The sequence below is a fragment of the Microvirga flavescens genome (genome assembly GCF_003290125.1).
Taxonomy (GTDB): Bacteria; Pseudomonadota; Alphaproteobacteria; order Rhizobiales; family Beijerinckiaceae; genus Microvirga; species Microvirga flavescens.
Window position 1 is genome coordinate 329,914 of the sequence record NZ_QMKH01000002.1, and the last position, 20,716, is coordinate 350,629.

The window sequence follows — 20,716 nt, forward strand, 5'->3', positions numbered from 1 at the left end:
CGAAGAGTGCTTTCAAGGGAAGAGCGAGACGATGGAACGGGTTCAAGTCGCCGGTTTGAAGGTTGCGAAGGTTCTCTATGACTTCGTCCAGCAGAAAGCCCTGACCGGCACCGGGATTTCGAGCGAAACCTTCTGGAACGGCCTGGCCGCTCTCATCAAGGAATTCGCACCCCGCGACCGGGAGCTTCTCGCCGTCCGCGACAGGCTGCAGGCCCAGATCGACGACTACCATCGCGCTCGCAATGCCAAGCCCATCGACCAGGCCGATTATGAGCGTTTTCTGCGCGAGATCGGCTATATCCTGCCGGAGCCTGAAAAATTCTCGGTGTTGACCCGCAATGTCGATGACGAGATCGCCCGCATCGCCGGGCCGCAGCTCGTCGTTCCCACCTCCAACGCGCGTTATGCCCTGAATGCCGCCAATGCCCGCTGGGGCAGCCTCTACGATGCGCTTTACGGTACCGATGCCATTTCCGAAGACGGTGGCGCCACGCGCTCCGGGAGCTACAACAAGGTGCGCGGCGCTCTCGTGGTGGCCCGCGCCCGCGAGTTTCTCGATCAGGCCGCGCCCCTTTCCAAGGGCAGCCACAAGGATTCGACGAGCTATTCCATCGAGAACGGCGCCCTGAAAGTCCTGCTCAAGGACGGCAGCAAGGCGGATCTCGCCTCCCCCACCCAACTGGTGGGGTACCAGGGCGACGCGGCCTCCCCCTCCGCCGTGCTGCTGGGCCACAACGGCCTGCATTGCGAAATCAGGATTGACCGCACCAATCCCATCGGCGCGGAAGATCCGGCAGGCGTTGCCGATCTGGTGATGGAAGCGGCGTTGTCCACCATCATGGATCTCGAGGACAGCGTCGCGGCTGTCGATGCCGAGGACAAGGTGGTCGTCTATTCCAACTGGCTCGGCCTGATGCGCGGCGACCTTGTGGAGACGCTTGAAAAGGGCGGACGCACCATCGAGCGCCGCCTGAATCCTGACCGCATCTACAAGGAGCCTTTGGGCGGCGAAATCCGCCTCCATGGCCGCAGCCTGATGCTGGTGCGCAATGTGGGCCACCACATGTTCACCGATGCCGTGCTCGATGAAACAGGCCAGGAGATTCCTGAAACCATTCTCGACGCCGCGATCACATCGCTCATCGCGATTCACGATCTGCGTGAAACCGGCCCGCTGCGCAACAGCCGCACCGGCTCGGTCTATATCGTGAAGCCGAAGATGCACGGCCCCGACGAGGTCGCCTTCGCCAACGATCTTTTCGGCCGTGTCGAGGAGGTGCTTTCGCTCCCGCGCAACACGCTGAAGATGGGCATCATGGACGAGGAGCGGCGCACCACCGTCAACCTCGCCGCCTGCATCCGCGCAGCGGAAGAGCGGATCTTCTTCATCAACACGGGCTTCCTCGACCGCACGGGCGACGAGATCCACACCTCGATGGAAGCGGGCCCGATGGTTCGCAAGAACGACATGAAATCCACGGCCTGGATCAAGGCTTATGAGGATTCAAACGTCGATATCGGCCTTGCATGCGGCCTGCCCGGCCATGCGCAGATCGGCAAGGGCATGTGGGCGGCTCCCGACAAGATGGCCGACATGTTGGCGCAGAAAGCCGGCCATCCGCAGGCGGGCGCGAACACCGCCTGGGTTCCCTCCCCCACAGCCGCGACGCTTCACGCGCTGCATTACCATCAAGTCGACGTGCAGGCGCGTCAGGAAGAACTCCGCAAGCGCCCGCGCGCAAAGCTCTCCGACATCCTCACCATTCCGGCTTCGCAATCGAACTGGGCGCCGGATGCGGTGCAGCAGGAACTCGACAACAACTGTCAGGGCATTCTCGGCTACGTGGTGCGCTGGATCGATCAGGGCGTCGGCTGTTCGAAGGTGCCGGACATTCACGATGTCGGGCTCATGGAAGATCGTGCAACGCTGCGCATCTCGAGCCAGCACATCGCCAATTGGCTGCACCACAACATCGTCTCGGCGGACATGGTGCTCGATACGCTGAAGCGCATGGCGCAGGTCGTGGATCGCCAGAACGCGGGCGATCCGCTTTATCGCCCCATGTCTCCCGATTTCAACGGCCCGGCCTTCAAGGCAGCGTGTGATCTGATCTTCAAGGGACGCGCGCAAGCCAACGGCTACACCGAGTGGGTTCTGCACGCACGACGTCGTGAAGCGAAATCGCTTGGCGCGCCGGCTTGAACGCCGTAAAGACCCGATCCTATCGGCGTTTTGACAACGCGTAGCGCGCGCTGAATAAAGCGCGCGCTTTCATGAGGACAAGGCCATGAGCGCACGCCCGTCAGATTTCGTGATCGAGGCTCCCGCAATTCCCTCCATTCCCGTGAAAGGAACGGAGCAGCGTTTTCCCGTTCGCCGCATTTATTGCGTGGGCCGCAACTATGCGGACCACGCCATCGAAATGGGGCACGACCCGAACCGCGAGCCGCCCTTCTTCTTCCAGAAGAACCCTGACGCGCTGATCACGAGTGGAGAATTCCCCTACCCCACGAAGAGCAGCGACGTTCATCACGAGATCGAACTCGTGGTCGCGCTCGCCAAAGGCGGATCTAACATCCCAGCGGAGCGCGCGCTCGATCATGTCTACGGATATGCCGTCGGCCTCGACATGACGCGCCGCGACCTTCAAGGCGAGGCGAAGAAGATGGGCCGTCCGTGGGAAATCGGAAAGTCCTTCGAGGCTTCCGCGCCGACGAGCGCGCTCGTCCCAGCCTCCGAGATCGGTCATCCGTTGAAGGGCGCGATCTGGCTCGACGTGAACGGTGCGCGTCGTCAGAGCGGAGATCTGGCGCAGATGATCTGGAACGTTCCGGACACCATCGCCTACCTTTCGGAGTTCTTCACGCTCGCCCCCGGCGACGTCATCATGACGGGAACGCCTGCCGGCGTCGGCCCTGTGCAGCGGGGCGATGTTCTCTCCGGCGGCGTCGAGGGTATCGGTACCATCGAGGTTCGCGTCGTCTGATCTTCCTGAAGCAAAAAAGCCCGGCGTAGTGCCGGGCTTTTTGTTGACGGCCTGCGCGGATCAGATCGCCTTGCTGAAACGCTTCGGCTCTTCTTCGCGATATTGATCGAACACCGCGGCAACCAAGCGCACGAAAGGTTTTCCCTGTTCCGTCACGGTCACGCGATGATCCTGAACTGTAACGATGCCATCGACGATGAGTGGACGCAGAAACGCCAGTTCATCGGCGAACTCTTCCGGCCCATCCAGCGAGGCCAGATCGGCGCGAAAATTGCACATGAGCTGCTCGATGATTTCGCTACGGGTGCGGTCCCGGTCGGTGAACCGGCAGCCGCGCGCCGTTGGCAAGATTCCTTCCGCAACGATGCGCTGATAGGTCGAGATGTCGGGCACGTTCTGCGCGAAACCGTTCGCCAGGCGTGAAATCGCCGATGCGCCGAAGCCGATGAGGATCGGGCGGTCGTCATCGGTATAGCCCTGGAAGTTGCGATGCAGTCGCCCTTCCTTCGCCGCCAGCGCCAACGGATCGTCAGGCCGCGCGAAATGGTCGATGCCGATGCTAACATAACCATGCGCGAGAAACGTTTCGGCGACGACCCGCGATTGACGGAAACGCTCGGCGACATCCGGCAACGTCTCTTCATCGATCAGGCGCTGGTGACGCTTGCGCGAGGGCATGTGGGCATAGCCGTAGCAGGCGATCCGCTCCGGCGAGAGCGCGGCGACGGCGGCGCAGGTGCGGCGCACGGATTCTTCCGTCTGCAGCGGCAACCCGTACATCAGATCGAAGTTGATATGCTCAAGTCCCGCTGCGCGAAGCGCGTTCACCGCCGTCTCCACCACGGCCTGCGGCTGCACGCGCCCGATGGCGACCTGCACGGCGGGGTCGAGATCCTGCACGCCGAGACTGACGCGGTTGACACCAAGCGCCACGAGCTTGCGGGCAAAAGCATCATCGACATACCGAGGATCGAGTTCGACGGCGTGTTCGCAATCCGGCTCGAAGACGAAGTATCGCTTCAGCACATCGACGATGGAAGCCATGCCCTCCGCGCCGACAATGCTCGGCGTTCCGCCGCCCCAATGCAGACGCGCGAGCTTCAATTGCGACGGAAACTGCGCTCCGGCGAGCACAATCTCAGCCTCAAGACTCTCGCGATAGGAGGCGATCACATCATCCCGTCGCGCCATCTTGGTGTGGCATCCGCAATAATGGCAGAGGTCGCGGCAGAACGGCACATGGAGATAGACCGAGACGCTCTCTTTCGCGTCTATCCGACTCAGCCAGTTGCCGTAATCGGTTGGCCCCACGCTCGGCGAGAATTCCGCCGCCGTCGGGTAGGACGTATAGCGCGGCACCGGCAGGCCGCCGTAGCGGCTGACAAGATTGTTGGTCATCACTTCTTGCCCATGTCCTTGCGACGATCGTCGCGCATTTCAAACCACATGGCGTTGAGGATCGCGAAGGTGCAGGCAAGGCCGACGCCGAGGATCCAGGAAAAATACCACATCTGTCGCTTTCCTCAGTAAGCGTTGGGGTTCCGGCCAATGGTCGTGGCGGTCACCGTTCCGCGCATAACGCGGTAGACCCAGGCCGTGTAGAGAAGAATGATCGGCAGGAAGATGCAGGTGACGAGAAGCATCGTCCAGAGCGTGAGATGGCTCGATGAGGCATCCCACACGGTGAGGCTCGCATTCGGCTGCAGCGAGGACGGCAGAAGGAACGGAAACAGCGAAAGGCCTGCCGTCGAGATGATGCCGAAGATCGCCATGCTGGTTCCGAGAAGCGCGGTCTTCCAGCCCCGCACCGTCATGCCGAGCCATGCCAGCAAGCAGCCGGCAAGGCCGAGCGCCGGCGCGATCATCGTCCACGGCCGTGCGGCATAGCCCTTCACCCATGCGCCTGTGACGATCTCCACGGTCTTGCGCAACGGATTCGAAGGGCCGAGCGGATCCTGAACGCTGGTGACGACATAGCCGATGCCGAAGACGACCCAAAGCCCACCGAGTGCGAAGAGAACGGCGGCCACGAGAGCCGCGACACGACCATAGGTCCGCGCGCGCTCCGCCGTCGGGCCTTCCGTGCGAAGCCCGATGACGGCAGCGCCGTGCGCCACGATCATCGACAGGCTGACAAGGCCGCACAACAGGGCAAAGGGCGTGAGAAGGCCGAAGAAGTGCCCTTCGTAGCGGGGCCTTAAGGTATCATCCAACCCGAAAGGAATGCCGAGGAGAACATTGCCGACGGCGACGCCTGAAATCAGCGCCGGAACCGTGCCGCCGATGAACAGGGCCCAATCCCAAAGGTCGCGCCATTTCTGGTTCTCGATCTTGCCGCGGAACTTGAACGCCACCGGGCGTAGGATCAACGCCACGAGGATGAGCAGCATGGCGAGATAGAAGCCCGAGAACGACACCGCGTAGAGCGGCGGCCACGCGGCGAAGATCGCGCCACCACCGACGATCAACCACACCTGGTTGCCTTCCCACACGGGACCGACGACGTTGATGAGAATGCGCCGCTCCGCATCTGTTTTGGCGACGAAGGGAAGAAGCGCGCCGATGCCGAGATCGAAACCATCGGTGAGCGCGAACCCGATGAGAAGCACGCCAAGCAGAAGCCACCACAGGAGCCGGAGCGTTTCATAGGAAAGAGGGATAAGATCTATCATGGCGATTATCCTGAAAGACTCGCATCAGCGGTTCGCGTTGGCCGGCACTCCGACGGGCGAATAAGAGCCGCCGGGGGTGTCTTCGAGTACGGATCTGTCTGCAGGGCCTTTCCTGATCACCCGGACCATCAGGATCACTTCGATGATCGCCAGCACTGTATAGATCACGAGGAACGTGCTGAGGCTGATGGCGAGATCGACCAACGTGAGACCGGACGCGGCAAAGAATGTCGGCAGCACGCCTTCGATGACCCAGGGCTGTCGTCCGTATTCGGCCACGAGCCATCCCAGTTCGATGGCGATCCACGGCAAGGGCAGGCTGAACAGCGCGATCCACAGAAGAGCGCGGCCATCACCCAGTTTGTGCCTCGCCGAGAGCCAGAAGAACAACGCGAAGAAGGCGATGAGGTAGAAACCGATGCCGACCATGACACGGAAGCTCCAGAACAGCACCGGCACGTTCGGCACCGTGTCAAAGGCTGCCTTCTCGATCTCGGCATCGGTCGCCTTCGTCACATCGTCGCGATAGCGCTTGAGAAGAAGCGAGTAGCCGAGGTCGTGCCAATTCGCATCGAAGGTCGTGCGCGCCGCGTCGTCTTTCGGGTTCGCCCGCACAGCCTGCAAGGCCGCATAGGCTGCGATCCCGTTGCGGATACGAGTCTTGGCATGGTCTACGAGCGGGAGAATGCCGGGCACTTCTTGCGTCAGCGAGCGCGTCGCGATCAATCCGAGCGCATAAGGAATTTGTATCTGGTATTCGTTCTCGCGCGTTTGTGCATTTGGAATGGCGAAAACGGTGAAGGGCGCAGGTGCGGGCTCGGTGTGCCACATCGCCTCCATAGCGGCGAGTTTCATCTTCTGATGCTCGGTTGTGACGTATCCGCTCTCATCGCCGAGAACGACGACAGACAAGGCGGAGGCAAGACCGAAGCTTGCGGCGACAGCCATCGAACGCTTGGCGATATCGAGATGGCGTCCGCGCAGCATGTAGTAAGCGCTCACCGACATCATGAACATCGCGCCAGTGACGTAACCGGCGCTCACCGTGTGAACGAATTTCGCCTGTGCGACGGGGTTGAAGAGAACGGCCATGAAGTCGACCACTTCCATCCGCATCGTCTCGGGATTGAAGGTCGAGCCGACCGGGTTCTGCATCCAGCCATTGGCGATCAAAATCCAGAGTGCGGAGAAATTCGCGCCGATGGCGACAAGCCATGTCACCGCAAGGTGCGCGATCTTTGACAGTCTGTCCCATCCGAAGAAGAAGAGGCCGATGAAGGTTGCCTCGAGAAAAAAGGCCATCAGGCCCTCGATGGCGAGGGGCGCGCCGAACACGTCGCCGACATAGTGGCTGTAGTAGGACCAGTTGGTCCCGAACTGAAACTCCATGACGACGCCCGTCGCCACGCCCATCGCGAAATTGATGCCGAAGCAGGTACCCCAGAAGAGCGTCATGCGCCGCCAGATCTCGCGGCCCGTCATCACATAGACGCTTTCCATGATCGCCATCAGGAACGACAGGCCGAGCGTCAAAGGCACGAAGAGGAAATGATACATGGCCGTTGCCGCGAATTGCAGCCGCGACAGATCTACGATGGTGTAGTCGATCATGGGTTTGCCTCGTGCGCGAACCGGCGATAGGCCGGATCACGGCAAGCGATACGCCTGCCCTTGTCGGCGCACCTTGATTCAAATCAATGCACTTGGCCCCCGGGCGGACCTAGTTGGAGGCTCCCCGCAATAGTCGGGCGTATGGTTGAGGTTAAACGAGGCTGGCATGGAGACGGGGACGGGCAAGACCGATCGGGAGATTGCCCGAGCCCAGATGCGCTGGCTCATGGGGCTCGGCAAGACCGTTCGCCCTCTCGCGCTTCTGGCTGTCGCTGCTCCGCTTGTCTCCGGCCTTTTGCTCATCGGCCAGGCTTATCTTCTGGCGCAGGTCCTGCATGAAGCCATTATGGGCCATACGCCACGCGTAGCGCTTGTGCCGTCGCTGCTCGCCGTGGGCGGCTTAATGACCGTACGCGCCATGCTGACCTTCCTCGGCGAGAATGCCGGCGGACGGGCGGCGGAAAAGATCAAGCTTGGCCTCCGCGAGGGTCTGTTTGCGCAGATCCTGCAGAAGCCCTCTTCCTGGACCGCAGCGCGGCCCTCCGGGGCGCTCGCGGGCATGATCGTCGATCAGGCGGAGACCTTGGAGGGCTTCTTTGCCCGCTATATGCCGGCCATAATCGCCGCGGCTTTCCTGCCGCTCGCCTTCGCCGTGGCGGTTCTGCCGGTGGATGTCACCGTCGGACTTCTCTTTCTTCTCACCGCGCCGCTCATTCCTGTGTTCATGGCCCTGATCGGTTTAGGCGCGGAGGCCGCAAGCAAGCGCCATGTGCAAGCCCTCACGCGCCTCTCGGGCCTGTTCGCGGACCGCCTGCGCGGCATCGTGACCTTAAAGCTCTTTGGCCGCGCGGAAGCAGAGGCCGAGCTGATCGAGGAGGCCAGCGAGACCTTGCGCAAGCGCACGCTCCGCGTCCTGAAGATCGCGTTTCTCTCTTCCGCCGTTCTCGAATTTTTCGCCGCCCTCGGCGTTGCGGGCGTGGCGCTGTATGTGGGCCTGACTTATCTCGGCCTTCTCGATCTGCGTGCATCGCCGCTCACGCTTCAGGCCGGATTGTTCTGCCTGCTGATGGCGCCGGAGGTCTATCTGCCGCTTCGCCAACTCGCCGTGCATTATCACGACCGCGCCGCCGCCAAGGCCGCCACGGCGGAAATTGCCGCGCTGTTCGAAGGCTTGCCCGATCTGAACGTCAAACCCGTACCGGAAGCGCTGCAAAGCGTACGGCATCACCAGCCCGGCGCGATTGTCATTGCGGATGTGACGATCCGCACACCGGACCTTAGCCGCACTGTTCTTGAGAGGATCGACCTCACCGTCGCGCCCGGTGAGCGGATCGCTGTTTTGGGGGAAAGCGGCATCGGTAAATCAACGCTACTCGAAGCCATCGCACGCCTGCGGACGTTCAGCGGAGAGATTACGCTGAATGGGCAGAGCCTCGCGAGCATCACGGAGGCCGACTTGCGGAGCCGTATCGCCTTCATCGGCCAACGCCCGCGCCTGTTCCACGGCACCATTGCAGAAAACATCCGCCTCGGTCACCCGGACGCGAACGCGGAGGAAATCCGCAAGGCCGCCGTGCAAGCCTGCGTCACTGAATTTTCCGACGCACTCGCCCAAGGGCTCGATACCTTTATCGGAGAAGGCGGGCTCGGCCTCTCGGGCGGCGAGGCGCACCGCGTCGCTCTCGCGCGCCTGTTCTTGCGCGATCCCGACATCGTTCTTCTCGACGAGCCGACCGCGCATCTCGATCGCGCGACGGAAACTCGCGTCATGTCCGCCGTCAACGCCTTCTCGAAAGGGCGCACGCTCGTTCTCGCCACACATTCGATGACTGTGGCGGCGCAGATGGATCGCGTCGTCAGAATCGCCGGAGGCTCGCTCCTGCCCTCTCCGCGTCCGCGCAATAGCGCCGCGAGCCAGCACAAGGGTATCGCATGAGCGCTCTGTTGTTCCTTCGGCAATTCTTCATGCAGCGCCTCGGCGTTTTTCTGGCGGCGCTCGGCCTTTCCATCATCACTCTAGCGGCTGGCACGGCGCTCCTCGGCGTCTCCGGGTGGTTCCTGACCGGAGCCGCGCTGACGGGAGCGGGCATCGCGTTCAACCTCTTCGGGCCATCGGCTCTGGTTCGCGGCCTTTCGATGCTTCGCATCGTCTCGCGCTATTTTGAAAAGCTGATCGGGCACGATGCGACCTTGAGCCTGCTTTCTGCTTTGCGCGGCTGGCAGTTTCGCGCCCTCATCCCGCGCGTGCCTCTGTCACGCAAAGGCATTCGGCATGGCGATCTCGTCTCGCGCCTCACAGCGGATATCGATGCTCTCGACACGGTGTTCCTTACCGCCGTCGGGCCCATTCTTTCAGCCCTCGCCGTCGGCTGCGTGGTAACTGCGGTCCTTGCAACCCTCGTTCCCACAGCTGGCTTGGCGTATGCTATTGGCTTCATCGTCACCACGCTTGTTCTGCCTTCTCTTCTCGTAACGGCGGCGCGCGGCCCGGGCGATGCCTCGACAAAGGCTTCAGCCGCCCTGCGCATGCGCGTGTTCGACGGCATCGAAGGGCACAGTGATCTTCTCGCGCTTGGTGCCGTGCCTTGGGCGAAAGAGGAATTCGCGAGCGTCAATCAGGCCCTTTCGCGCGCGAAGGGAAAACGCATCCTCATCAACGCGCTCGGCAGCGCCTCGACGCAGATTTTCGCAGGCGCAACGCTGCTCGTTGTTCTCTGGTTCGGGCTCGATGCGCTTTCTGCCGGAAAGATCGAAGGGCCGCTTCTCGTTGGGCTTCTGTTTGCGGTTCTGGCAACGTTCGAAGTGGCGGGCGCGGTCGCCCGCTATGCGGGACATCTCGGCGCAGCGCAGGCCGCCGCGCGGCGGGTGCGCGAGATCTCTGCATCCGAACCCACGGTCCGCGATCCGGGCGTGCCGCGCAGCCTGCCGCGCGGCAACGACGTCTCCTTCGACAAGGTGCGCTTTAGCCACGAGCCGGGCCGCCTCGTTCTGAACGGCATCGATCTTCGGGTTGAATCGGGCGAACGCGTCGCGATCCTCGGGCCGAGCGGCAGCGGAAAATCGACGATGCTCGGCTTGCTCTTGCGGCTGATGGATGCGGATAACGGGACCATCAGCGTCGCCGGCACTCACATTCGCGAAGTGCCGCAAGCAGCGCTGCATCGCCGTGTCGCCTTACTCTCGCAGAATACGCCTGTCTTCCTCGGCACCGTTCGCGACAACCTTCTCATCGGCGATCCCGGCGCCGACGAGGCCGATTGCTGGCGCGCACTCGAAGTAGCACGGCTCGACAGCTTCGTGCGCATTCTGCCGGAAGGGCTCGATACGTGGCTCGGGGAATCGGGACGCACGCTCTCAGCCGGGCAGGCGCGACGTCTGTGTCTTGCGCGCGTTCTTCTCTCCCCCGCTGCCGTCATCGCACTGGACGAGCCGACGAGCGGGCTCGATCGTGAAACCGAACAGAGCTTTCTGACCGATCTCGCCCATGCGACGGCAGGCCGGACGGTCCTCATCGCAACCCACGCACAATTGCCGGAAGGCGCGGTCGACAGGGCTTACCAGCTCGAAGCGGGCCGCCTTGTGGCCTGTCAGTAGTTGCCGATCCCCGCCACCGCCGCCAGAAGCCGCTTGTCGACGATCTCGACGGAGTGAGGCTCGGGCAGGCGGATCAGGCCCTGCGATTTCAGCTTGGTGAAGGTGCGGCTCACGGTTTCGATGGTGAGGCCGAGATAATCGGCAATGTCCGTGCGCGTCATCGGCAGATGCAGCGGATCGTCCGCAAGGCCATGTTCCGCCGCGCGGGCCGCCATCACGAGGAGGAAGGACGCCACTTTCTCCGAAGGGGCAAGCCGCCCCAGGATCATCTGGCTTTCACGGGCCTGGCGCAGGGCCTGTCGCGTCATCTCATGAAGCCGGTCCTTGAGGTGGCCATGCCGCTCCATCAGCGCGTCCATCTCCGCAACCGAGAAGGAGCAGAGAGTCGAGGGAACGACGGCCTCAGCCGTCTGTAGATAAGTGTCGTCGTCCGCAAGACCCAGATAATCGCCGGGCATCAGGAAGCCGGTAATCTGGCGCCTTCCGTCCGGCAGCGCGAGGGACAGGCGCACCATGCCCGAGGTCAAGGTGTAGGCGCGGCGGCGCGGACTTCCTTCCTCGAACAGCACCTGATTGGCGTCGAGTCTGGTCGATCCCATGATCCGCTCGAGATCCGGCAACTCGTCGGGGCCCAGCGCCGCACAAAGAGCCATGCGGCGCGTTTCGCACCCCTGGCACGCGTTGCAGGCCTCTCTGGGAAAGGCTTTCCGGGAATAGACCAAACTCGGCATCGGCCTCACCGCCTCGCTTCGAGAGGTATATAGGCGTTTTCCGGCACAGGACAAAAGTCGGATCATGTGCAAAATGCATAAATGCCCCCTCTGCTTGGCCGTATTTGGGATGTAAGCATCGGTGCTAAGAGAGAATCGTTTCTTCTCTTTTCCAAGCTGGCCAGCGGGTTGAGGTTTCTCGCAGGGCCGGATCCGGCCCGCCCCTGCGACATTCGTTCGCGCTGCCCCTTCAGTCGACTGCTTGATGACGTTCGTCCGGTTTCTTCGCGCTGTCGGTCTGGTCGCTCTTACGGCGACGGCCTCCGCTTGCGCCCTCGATCCGGATGTGCCGAGCCTCTCGGCGCAGATCCCCGAGCGTTTCGCGAACGCGCGCGGCGCAGGCGGCTGGCCCAGCGACGGATGGTGGCGCCTTCTCGGCTCGGCGGAACTCAACCGCGCGATGGAGAGCGCGCGGAGCGGCAACCTCGATGTCAGCGCGGCGATGTCGCGGATCGAGCAGGCCAACGCCCAGATCAAGGTGGCGAGCCAAGGGCTGATCCCCAGCCTCTCGGCCTCCGCCGATGTCGCCCAATCCTTTCAGGGAAGCCGCTCCGGCACCGCCGGCCGTGGCCTGACCCATTCCGGCTCGGCGTCCCTCGGGGCGAGCTATGAACTGGACTTGTGGGGGAAGAACCTCTCCGTTCGCCGCGCCGCCGAAGCCAATGCGGCCGCCAGCGAGTTCGACCTTGCCACGATCGTCATCACCACCGATGCGAGCGTTGCCAGCACCTACTTCCAGATTCTCGCCCTCAAGAGGCGGCTCGTCATCGCCCATGAAAACATCGCCAGCGCCCGTACGATTCTCGACGCGGTGAAGGCCCGCGTGAAATTCGGCACAGCATCGAACCTCGATGTGGCGCAGCAGGAAAGCCTGCTCGACAACCTGTTGGTGAACGTGCCGGGGCTGGAACTGCAGGTGCAGCAGAGCATCTATGCCCTCGCGATCCTGCTCGGACAGACGCCGGAGAGCCTGAAGATCACAGGCAGCAACCCTGATGCCATCAGGATCCCTCCAATCCGCCCGGGCCTGCCGTCCGAGCTCATCGAGCGCAGGCCGGATGTCGCCTTTGCGGAGGCGCAACTTGCCGCCGCCCGCTTCAACATTCAGGCCGCGAAGGCCAAACTCCTGCCGTCGATCCAGCTGACCGGCGCAGGCGGCTTCCAGAGCGCCGCGTTCCGCACGCTCATCAACCCGTCGAGCCAGTTCTACCAGATGGCCGCTGGCCTCACGCAGCCGATCCTCGATGCCTATTCGCTGCAGGGCCAGGTGGAGGTCGACCAGGGACGCTTCCGGGAGCTCCTCGCGAATTACCAGAAGACTGTCCTTGTGGCCCTCCAGGAGGTCGAGAGCGCGCTCGTGGCCTATCACAAGACCGCGGAGCAGGAAGTTCTGCAACGCAAGGCTGTTGAATCGTCGCAGCGCGCGTATGATATCTCGGTGGAGCAGTTGCGGGCGGGTATCATCGACCGTACAACCCTCCTCAATGCGGAGCAGACCTTGTTTTCGGCACAGAACAATCTCGTTCAGGTCCGCCTGTCGCGGCTGCAATCGGTCATCGACCTCTACCGCGCGCTTGGCGGCGGCTGGGAGCGCGGCCCCGCCCTCGATGTGGCGCGCGTGCCATGAAGCGCAAGACCGTCATAGCCATCGCCTGCGTTGCGGCTGTTGCAGCAGCTGGTCTCTACTGGCGCGGAACCTTTCAGGCCAGCCCTCAATCCGCGCAGGAGGCGAGAGGCCCTGCCAGCGGTCCTGGCAGGCAAGGCCCGGGTCCAGGCCGTCGCAACATGGTCGTTCCGGTCCTCGTGGAGAGTGTGAAGAACGCCGATGTGCCGGTTTATCTCGATGGCGTCGGCAGTGTGCGGGCCTACAAGACCGTCACCGTGCAGCCGCAGGTGAGCGGACGTCTGACCAGCGTCAACTTCAAAGAGGGGCAGGATGTCCGCAAGGGCGATGTCCTCGCCCGCATCGACCCCGTCACGTATCAGGCCGCCTACGATCAGGCCGTCGCCAAGAAGGCGATGGATCAGGCGGCCCTCGAAAATGCGCGCCGCGATCTCGATCGCTATACGGGGCTCGCCAAATCAGACTACGCCTCGCAGCAGCAGGCCGACACGCAGCGTGCGGCGGTGGCACAGGCCGAGGCGCTGGTGCGCCAGGATCAGGCCGCCATCGACAACGCGAAGGCCAATCTCGATTACACCACCATCGTCGCACCCATCGACGGACGCACCGGCATCCGGCAGGTGGACGAAGGGAACCTTGTCACGCCGAGCGATGCGGCGGGCATCGTCGTCATTACGCAGGTAAAGCCGATTTCGGTGCTGTTCACCTTGCCCGAGACCAAGGTTTCCGATGTCGCCGCAGCGGCCTCGGCGCGCTCGATCCCCGTCACCGCGAGCACCGGTTCGCAGATGCTCGATCAAGGCGCTCTCGATGTCATCGACAACCAGGTGGACCAGACGACCGGCACCGTGAAGATGAAAGCGACGTTTGAGAACCTCGCGGGCCGCCTCTGGCCAGGGCAGTTCGTGAACGTTCGCCTGCTCCTGAAGACCCTCACTAACGCTGTCGTTGTTCCGGCGGCGGCGGTGCAGCAGGGCTCCATCGGCAGTTATGTGTACGTGGTGCAGGATGACAGCACCGTCAAACTCACCAAGGTCGAGATAACACAGCAGGATGAGGCGCAGGCCGTGATCGCCAAGGGAGTCTCTCCCGGCGAGCAAGTGGTGACGAGCGGCTTCGCTAGCCTGCAGGACCGCTCGCGGATCACTGTCTCCAACGGCAACAGCCCGCAAGTCAGCGAGGAACCCGCGACGCGCCGTCCGCGGCGCGCTTCCTCCGCCGAGCCGACGCGGGCTCCATGAACGTTTCCGCGCCCTTCATCGCGCGCCCCATCGCGACAGCCCTTCTCGCTGTCGCGATCCTTCTCGGCAGTATTCTCGGCTATCGCCTTCTGCCGATCTCCTCCCTGCCTCAGGTCGATTTCCCGACCATCCAGATCACGACGCAGCTTCCGGGCGCGAGCGCCGACACGGTCGCCGCGCTGGTGACGGCGCCGCTCGAGCGGCAACTGAGTCAGATTTCCGGCTTGCAGACCTTGAGCTCCATGAGTTCATACGGCTGGAGCCAGATCACGCTGCAATTCCTCCTCGACCGGGATATCGACGCCGCCTCGCAGGATGTGCAATCGGCCATCTCCGCCGCCAACTCCACCCTGCCGAACGATCTGCCCTACCCGCCGACCTACGCCAAGGTGAACCCGGCCGATCCTCCTATCGTGACGCTGGCGATCACCTCCGACACCGTCACCCTGCCGCAATTGAGCGATATCGCCGACACGCTGACCGGCCAGCGCCTGAGCCAGATCTCCGGCGTCGGGCGTGTGACGGTTCAAGGCCGCGTGCGCCCGGCCGTCCGCATTCAGGTCGACATTCCGCGCCTTGCCTCCTACGGCATTTCTCTTTCGACATTGCGTTCAGCAATCGCCAACGCGAACCTGTCGAGTTCGAAAGGCTCCCTCGACGGCGCGCAGAAAGCGCTTTCGATTTCCGCCAACGATCAGCTTGAAAGCGCCAAAGCCTATGAGAGCATTGTCGTCGCCTCGCCGAACGGCACGCCGGTTTTTCTGAAGGACGTCGCAAAAGTCGTCGGCGGGCTGGAGAACAACAAGGTCGCAGGCTACTACAACGGTAAGCCTGCCATCATCATCGATGTTCAGCGCCAGCCCGGCGCGAATATCGTGCAGACGGTCGAGCTGATTCAAAAACAGCTTCCGTCCCTCTCCCAGTCGATGCCGGCAAGCGCGAGCCTGTCCATCGTCAGCGACCGCACGGGGACGATCCGCGCCTCAGTACAGGAAGTGCAGCTGACCCTCGTTTTGAGCGTCGGCCTCGTCATTCTCGTGGTGCTTTTGTTCCTGCGCACGTTCAGCGCCACGCTCGTCGCCGGCATCACGCTGCCACTCTCGATCATGGCGAGCTTCGGGGTGATGTATTTCGCCGGATTCAGCATCGACAACCTTTCCCTTATGGCACTCACCATCGCCGCGGGTTTTGTGGTGGACGATGCCATCGTGATGATCGAGAACATCACGCGCTATATCGAAAAGGGGCTCTCGCCACTTGAAGCCGCCTACAAGGGCGCGGGCGAGATCGGCTTCACCATCATCTCGCTCACCATGTCGCTCATCGCGGTCTTCATACCGCTCCTGTTCATGACTGGCATCGTTGGCCGCCTGTTTCGCGAGTTCGCACTCACTCTCACCATCGCAGTCGTCGTCTCGGCGGTCATCTCGCTGACCTTGACGCCGATGATGTCGGCGCGCCTGCTCAAGGCCCCGCGCCATCACGGGCACTTCTTCCTCATCCGCTGGAGCGAGAGAGCGCTCGATTCCCTTCTGCATTTCTACCGCATCACGCTCGACGTCGTTTTGCGCCACCGAACGCTGACGCTGATCTCCGCCATCGTCACGCTGGTGACAACGGTCGCACTTTACATCGTCATCCCGAAAGGCTTCATGCCGCAGCAGGACAGCGGATTCCTGACGGTGACGACGGAAGCCGCGCAGGATGTCTCCTTCGAGCGCATGCAGGATCTGCAGGCGAAAGTCGAGGCCGTCATCCGCCGCGATCCCGATGTCGCGGGCGTCGTCTCGCTTGTCGGCATCGGCGCGGCGAACCCGACGCTCAACGCGGGACACCTCGCCGTCTCTCTTAAGCCGCTCTCGCAACGCGGCAGCGCGAAATCCGTCGTCACTCGGCTTCAGTCCGAGTTGGCCACCGTTCCCGGCATCAATGCCAGTTTCCAGATCGTGCAGGACATCCAGATCGGCACGAGGGGAGGCCGCACGCCTTATCAATACATGCTGGTCGGCGCGGACCCGCAGACATTTCCGGAATGGGCCGCGCGCGTCAACGACGCGTTGCTGAACCTGCCTTCGCTTGCAAGCGTCTCTTCCGACCTGCAGAACAATGGCCAGCGCGTTCTCATTAATGTTGACCGCGTGGCGGCAGGCAGGCTCGGCGTCACCATGCAGGCCATCAACGAAGTGCTTTACGACGCCTTCGGGCAGCGCCAGATCTCGACGATCTACGGCCAGGCCAACCAATATCGTGTGGTGCTGGAGGCTGACCCGAAATATCAGACCGACCCGGCCGCCCTGGCGCAGCTTTATGTTGCGGGCGCAGGCGGCGCACAGGTGCCGCTTCTTGCCATTGCGGAAGTCAAGCGCGTCGCTGCTCCGCTCATCGTCAATCACGTCCAGCAATTTCCGGCTGTGACGTTCAGTTTCGATCTTGCGCCGGGCGCATCCCTCGATCAGGCGATCCGCGACATCAAGGCGGCGGAGGCAAGCCTCAACCTCCCCTCGAACTTCGTCGGAAGCTTCTCGGGCGATGCGCAGGAGTTCGCACTGGCTCTTGCGAGTCAGCCCTGGCTCATCCTCGCCGCCATCGTCGTCATCTATATCGTTCTCGGCGTGCTCTATGAGAGCCTCGTACATCCGTTCACGATCTTGACCACCCTTCCCTCCGCCGGCGTCGGCGCGCTTTTGGCGCTCATGCTGTTCGGCATGGAATTGTCACTGATCGGCATTATCGGCATCATTCTTCTCATGGGCATCGTGAAGAAGAATGCGATCATCATGATCGATTTCGCCATCGATGCGGAGCGCAAGCGCGGCCTGTCGCCCGAGGCTGCTATCCGCGAAGCCTGCCTTCTGCGTTTCCGCCCGATCATGATGACGACGGTCGCCGCCCTCCTCGGCGCGCTGCCTCTCGCACTCGGTCACGGGGCGGGCGCGGAGTTGCGTGTGCCGCTCGGCGTCACAATCGTCGGCGGCCTCATCCTCAGCCAGATCCTGACGCTCTACACGACGCCCGTGATCTATCTCGCGATGGACGGCCTTCGTCGCCACGTCATTCAACGGGTCGGCGAATTGCCCGGCCTCGAGCCGGATCCGGAAGCGGAGGCACCGGAGCGGCGGCCATGAATTTTTCAGAGCCCTTCATCCGCAGACCCATCGGCACGTTGCTTTTGTCTGTCGGGCTTCTTCTCATGGGCGCGGTGGCTTACGGTTTCTTGCCCGTCGCCAGCCTTCCGAGCGTCGATTTTCCGACGATCCGCGTATCGGCGAGCCTGCCCGGCGCAAACCCCGAGACGATGGCGGCCACCGTCGCCGCGCCGCTTGAGCGGCATCTGGGAACGATTGCGGGCGTCACCGAACTCACGTCTACAAGCTCCCTAGGCTCGACCAACATCGCCGTGCAGTTTGCCTTAAGCCGCAATGTGGACGATGCCGCGCGCGACGTTCAGGCTGCGATCACCGCCGCGCGCGCCGATTTGCCGAGCAGCCTCTCGCGCGCGCCGACCGTGCGCAAGCTCAACCCCGCGTCCATTCCCGTCATGATGCTCATCATGACCTCGAAGACGCGCGCAGCGAGCGAGCTTTATGACATCGCCGATCTTGTTGTCGGCACCCGCATCGCACAGGTGCCGGGCGTTGCCGATGTCAATGTCGGCGGTTCGGAGCAGCCCGCCTTCCGCGTGGCGGTCGATCCGGGCGCGCTGCAGGCGCGAGGCATCGGGCTGGAGGCCGTTCGCACGGCTATCGTCAATTCCTCAGCGCTTTCGCCGATGGGACGCTTCGATGGCCCCGACACCAGCGTCCTCATCGGCACGAACAGCCAGGTTCAGACCGTTGAGGATTTCAACACCATCGTCCTGAAGGCGAGCGAGGGCCGCATCGTCCGTCTCACCGATGTGGCGAACGTGCAAGCGGCGACGCGCAATCGCCTGAGCGCGGGCGGCTACAACAAACAGCCCGCCGTGATGCTGACGATCCAAAAGACATCCGAGGCGAACGTCATCGAAACCGTCGCGGGCATCAACAAGCTTCTTCCCGAACTCCAGAGCCTCATCCCGGCGGACGTGACGCTTTTTGTCATGAATGACCGGACGAAGATGATCCATGCGAGCATCGACGAGTTGCAGTTCACATTGGGTGCAAGCATCGTCCTCGTGATGTTCGTCGTTTTCGTCTTTCTCCGTCGCGGCGCCGCCATCGTCGCCGCAGGTATCACCGTTCCTCTCTCGCTTGCCGGAACGCTCGCCCTGATGTGGGCCTCGGGCTTCAGCCTCAACAACATGTCGCTTCTGGCGCTCACGATCTCCGTCGGCTTCGTCGTCGACGATGCTATCGTCATGATCGAGAATTGCTATCGCAACATGGAGGCGGGCCTCCGCCCCTATCAGGCCGCCCTTGCCGGAGCGAAGCAAATCGGCTTCACGGTGCTCTCGATCAGCATATCGCTCATCGCGGCTTTCATCCCGATCCTGTTCATGGGCGGCATCACGGGCCGCATCCTGCGCGAATTCTCGCTCACGCTGACTTACGCCGTCGCGGTCTCCGCCGTCGTTTCACTGACCGTCACGCCGATGATCTGCGGAAGGTTCATCAAGCGGCTGCCGAAGCCGCGCGAAACGGCGACGGACCGCATCATCGAGCCCTTCCTCGACGCCGTGACAAGGCTCTACGCCGCAAGCCTGAACAGAGCTTTCAGCCATCGCTGGCTGATGCTTCTCGTTACGCTCGGCGCTATCGGGCTCACCGGCTATCTTTATGTGACGCTACCCAAGTCGCTCATGCCGCAAAGCGACACCGGCCTCATCACGGGCTTTGCGCGCGCCTCGCCCGACACCTCCTTCCAGGCCATGAGCCGTATCGGCGAGCGCGTCACGGACATTCTGATGGCGGATCCAGGCGTCGAAGGCGTCAGCTATTCCGTGGGCGGCTCGGGATTTGGCGCGAACAACCAGGTCCGCTTCTTCCTCAATCTGAAGCCCTTGGAGGAACGTGGCGCCAGCACCTTCGAGATCATCGCGCGCCTGCGGCCGAAACTCGCTGACGTGGTTGAGGCTCAGGTGACGCTTTTCCCGCCGCAGGAAATCATGATCGGCGCGCGCAGCGCGCGCTCGCAATACCAGGTCACGCTCTGGAGCACGAACCTTGACGATCTGACCCGCTGGGTGCCGCAGGCCCAGCAGCGCATCCGGTCGATCACCGGCATTCTCGATGTGAATACGGATCGCGAGCAGGGCGGGCCAGAGGTGTTCGTGCGCATCGACCGCGTGCAGGCTGCCCGGCTCGGCGTCGCCGTGCGCGACATCAATAATGTCCTGAACGATGCTTTCTCGCAGCGCCAGATCGTGACGCTTTACGGCGAGCGCAACCAATACAAGATCGTCCTCGAGGTCGATCCGCGCCTGCAGCGGGAGGCGGCGGGCCTCAACCGGCTCTACGTGACGGCAGGCGACGGCAGGCAGATCCCGCTCTCCACTGTCGCAAGTCTGGAAAACTCTTCCGCCCCCCTCGTCGTCAATCATCAGGGGCAGTTCCCGTCCGTCACCATCAGCTACAACCTTGCCGAGGACATGGCGCTGGGCGAAGCCTCGGACCAGATCGCGCTGGCCCTCGCCGGTCTTCACATGCCCGAAAGCGTGCATGTGCAGTTCGCAGGCGATGCCGCAACGCTGGCGCAGAACCAGGGCAGCCAGGTTCTTCTCATCCTTGCCGCCATCGTCGCGGTCTATCTCGTTCTCGGCATTCTCTACGAGAACCTGATTCACCCGCTGACGATCCTCTCCACCCTGCCGTCGGCGGGCCTCGGCGCGCTCCTTGCCTTGAAGATCACCGGCACGAGCCTGTCGCTGCTCGCCCTGATCGGCATCATGCTCCTCATCGGCATCGTGAAGAAAAACGGCATCATGCTGATCGACTTCGCATTGGAACTCGAACGCAATAATGGCATGCCGCCGGAAGCCGCAATCCGCGAGGCCTGCATCGAACGCTTCCGCCCCATCACCATGACGACGCTGGCTGCGCTTCTTGGCGCGCTGCCGCTGATCCTCACCTCCGGTGCAGGCTCGGAAATTCGCGCGCCGCTCGGCATCACCATCATCGGCGGGCTCATCATGTCGCAGGTTTTGACGATCTACACGACGCCGATCATCTATCTCATGCTCGACCGGCTGCGCCTGCGGCGGAGGACGAACCCGGCTCGCGGGGCCGTCACAAGCGCTTAA

At 62.8% G+C, this 20,716-nt stretch carries 13 protein-coding genes; 8 read left to right on the forward strand and 5 right to left on the reverse strand.

Features of this window, described 5'->3' with window-relative positions:
* Positions 1–31: 31 nt before the first annotated feature.
* Together DQW91_RS06345 and DQW91_RS06350 are read left to right on the forward strand one after the other, a co-directional pair.
* A complete protein-coding gene (locus DQW91_RS06345; RefSeq protein ID WP_112662743.1) occupies positions 32–2,203 on the forward strand; it encodes a malate synthase G in 2,172 nt (723 codons plus the stop codon).
* Positions 2,204–2,288: 85 nt separating this feature from the next.
* Positions 2,289–2,987 (forward strand): fumarylacetoacetate hydrolase family protein, encoded by a 699-nt coding sequence (locus DQW91_RS06350; protein ID WP_112662744.1) that lies wholly within the window; start codon positions 2,289–2,291, stop codon positions 2,985–2,987.
* 60 nt (positions 2,988–3,047) lie between these two features.
* On the opposite strand, the gene hemN is transcribed toward DQW91_RS06350, so the two are convergent.
* From hemN to DQW91_RS06370, 4 genes are read right to left on the reverse strand one after another with little or no spacing between them, the layout of a single operon-like run.
* Positions 3,048–4,385, reverse strand: a complete 1,338-nt coding sequence (hemN, locus tag DQW91_RS06355) for an oxygen-independent coproporphyrinogen III oxidase (RefSeq protein ID WP_112662745.1) — start codon at positions 4,383–4,385, stop codon at positions 3,048–3,050.
* Positions 4,385–4,498 carry a cytochrome bd-I oxidase subunit CydX gene (gene cydX / locus DQW91_RS06360; RefSeq protein ID WP_112662746.1) on the reverse strand — a complete coding sequence of 38 codons (114 nt, stop codon included), beginning with the start codon at positions 4,496–4,498 and terminating at the stop codon, positions 4,385–4,387. The genes hemN and cydX overlap by 1 nt, the downstream gene beginning before the upstream one ends.
* A gap of 12 nt (positions 4,499–4,510) precedes the next feature.
* Complete coding sequence (gene cydB, locus DQW91_RS06365; RefSeq protein WP_198411801.1) at positions 4,511–5,659, reverse strand: cytochrome d ubiquinol oxidase subunit II; 1,149 nt, start codon at positions 5,657–5,659, stop codon at positions 4,511–4,513.
* A gap of 24 nt (positions 5,660–5,683) precedes the next feature.
* Positions 5,684–7,270: a cytochrome ubiquinol oxidase subunit I gene (locus DQW91_RS06370; RefSeq protein WP_112662747.1), complete on the reverse strand. Its 1,587-nt coding sequence runs from the start codon at positions 7,268–7,270 to the stop codon at positions 5,684–5,686.
* A gap of 166 nt (positions 7,271–7,436) precedes the next feature.
* Here DQW91_RS06370 and cydD point away from each other — a divergent pair, with 166 nt between their 5' ends.
* Positions 7,437–9,206 carry a thiol reductant ABC exporter subunit CydD gene (cydD, locus tag DQW91_RS06375; protein ID WP_198411802.1) on the forward strand — a complete coding sequence of 590 codons (1,770 nt, stop codon included), beginning with the start codon at positions 7,437–7,439 and terminating at the stop codon, positions 9,204–9,206.
* On the forward strand, positions 9,203–10,864 hold the full coding sequence (gene cydC / locus DQW91_RS06380) for a thiol reductant ABC exporter subunit CydC (RefSeq protein ID WP_112662748.1): 1,662 nt from the start codon (positions 9,203–9,205) through the stop codon (positions 10,862–10,864). Before cydD ends, cydC begins: the two co-directional genes overlap by 4 nt.
* On the opposite strand, the gene DQW91_RS06385 is transcribed toward cydC, so the two are convergent.
* Entirely contained in the window at positions 10,858–11,595 is a 738-nt protein-coding gene (locus DQW91_RS06385; protein ID WP_112662749.1) for a Crp/Fnr family transcriptional regulator, read from the reverse strand. The genes cydC and DQW91_RS06385 overlap by 7 nt on opposite strands.
* Before the next feature lie 244 nt (positions 11,596–11,839).
* On the opposite strand from DQW91_RS06385, the gene DQW91_RS06390 reads away from it, so the two are divergent.
* The 4 genes from DQW91_RS06390 to DQW91_RS06405 are packed head-to-tail and all read left to right on the forward strand — an operon-like array spanning position 11,840 to position 20,716.
* Complete coding sequence (locus tag DQW91_RS06390; RefSeq protein WP_112662750.1) at positions 11,840–13,261, forward strand: efflux transporter outer membrane subunit; 1,422 nt, start codon at positions 11,840–11,842, stop codon at positions 13,259–13,261.
* The gene (locus tag DQW91_RS06395; protein ID WP_245410923.1) at positions 13,258–14,499 is read left to right on the forward strand and encodes an efflux RND transporter periplasmic adaptor subunit; all 1,242 of its coding nucleotides are present in this window, start codon (positions 13,258–13,260) and stop codon (positions 14,497–14,499) included. The genes DQW91_RS06390 and DQW91_RS06395 overlap by 4 nt, the downstream gene beginning before the upstream one ends.
* On the forward strand, positions 14,496–17,624 hold the full coding sequence (locus tag DQW91_RS06400) for an efflux RND transporter permease subunit (RefSeq protein ID WP_112662752.1): 3,129 nt from the start codon (positions 14,496–14,498) through the stop codon (positions 17,622–17,624). The genes DQW91_RS06395 and DQW91_RS06400 overlap by 4 nt, the downstream gene beginning before the upstream one ends.
* A complete protein-coding gene (locus DQW91_RS06405) occupies positions 17,621–20,716 on the forward strand; it encodes an efflux RND transporter permease subunit (protein ID WP_112662753.1) in 3,096 nt (1,031 codons plus the stop codon). The genes DQW91_RS06400 and DQW91_RS06405 overlap by 4 nt, the downstream gene beginning before the upstream one ends.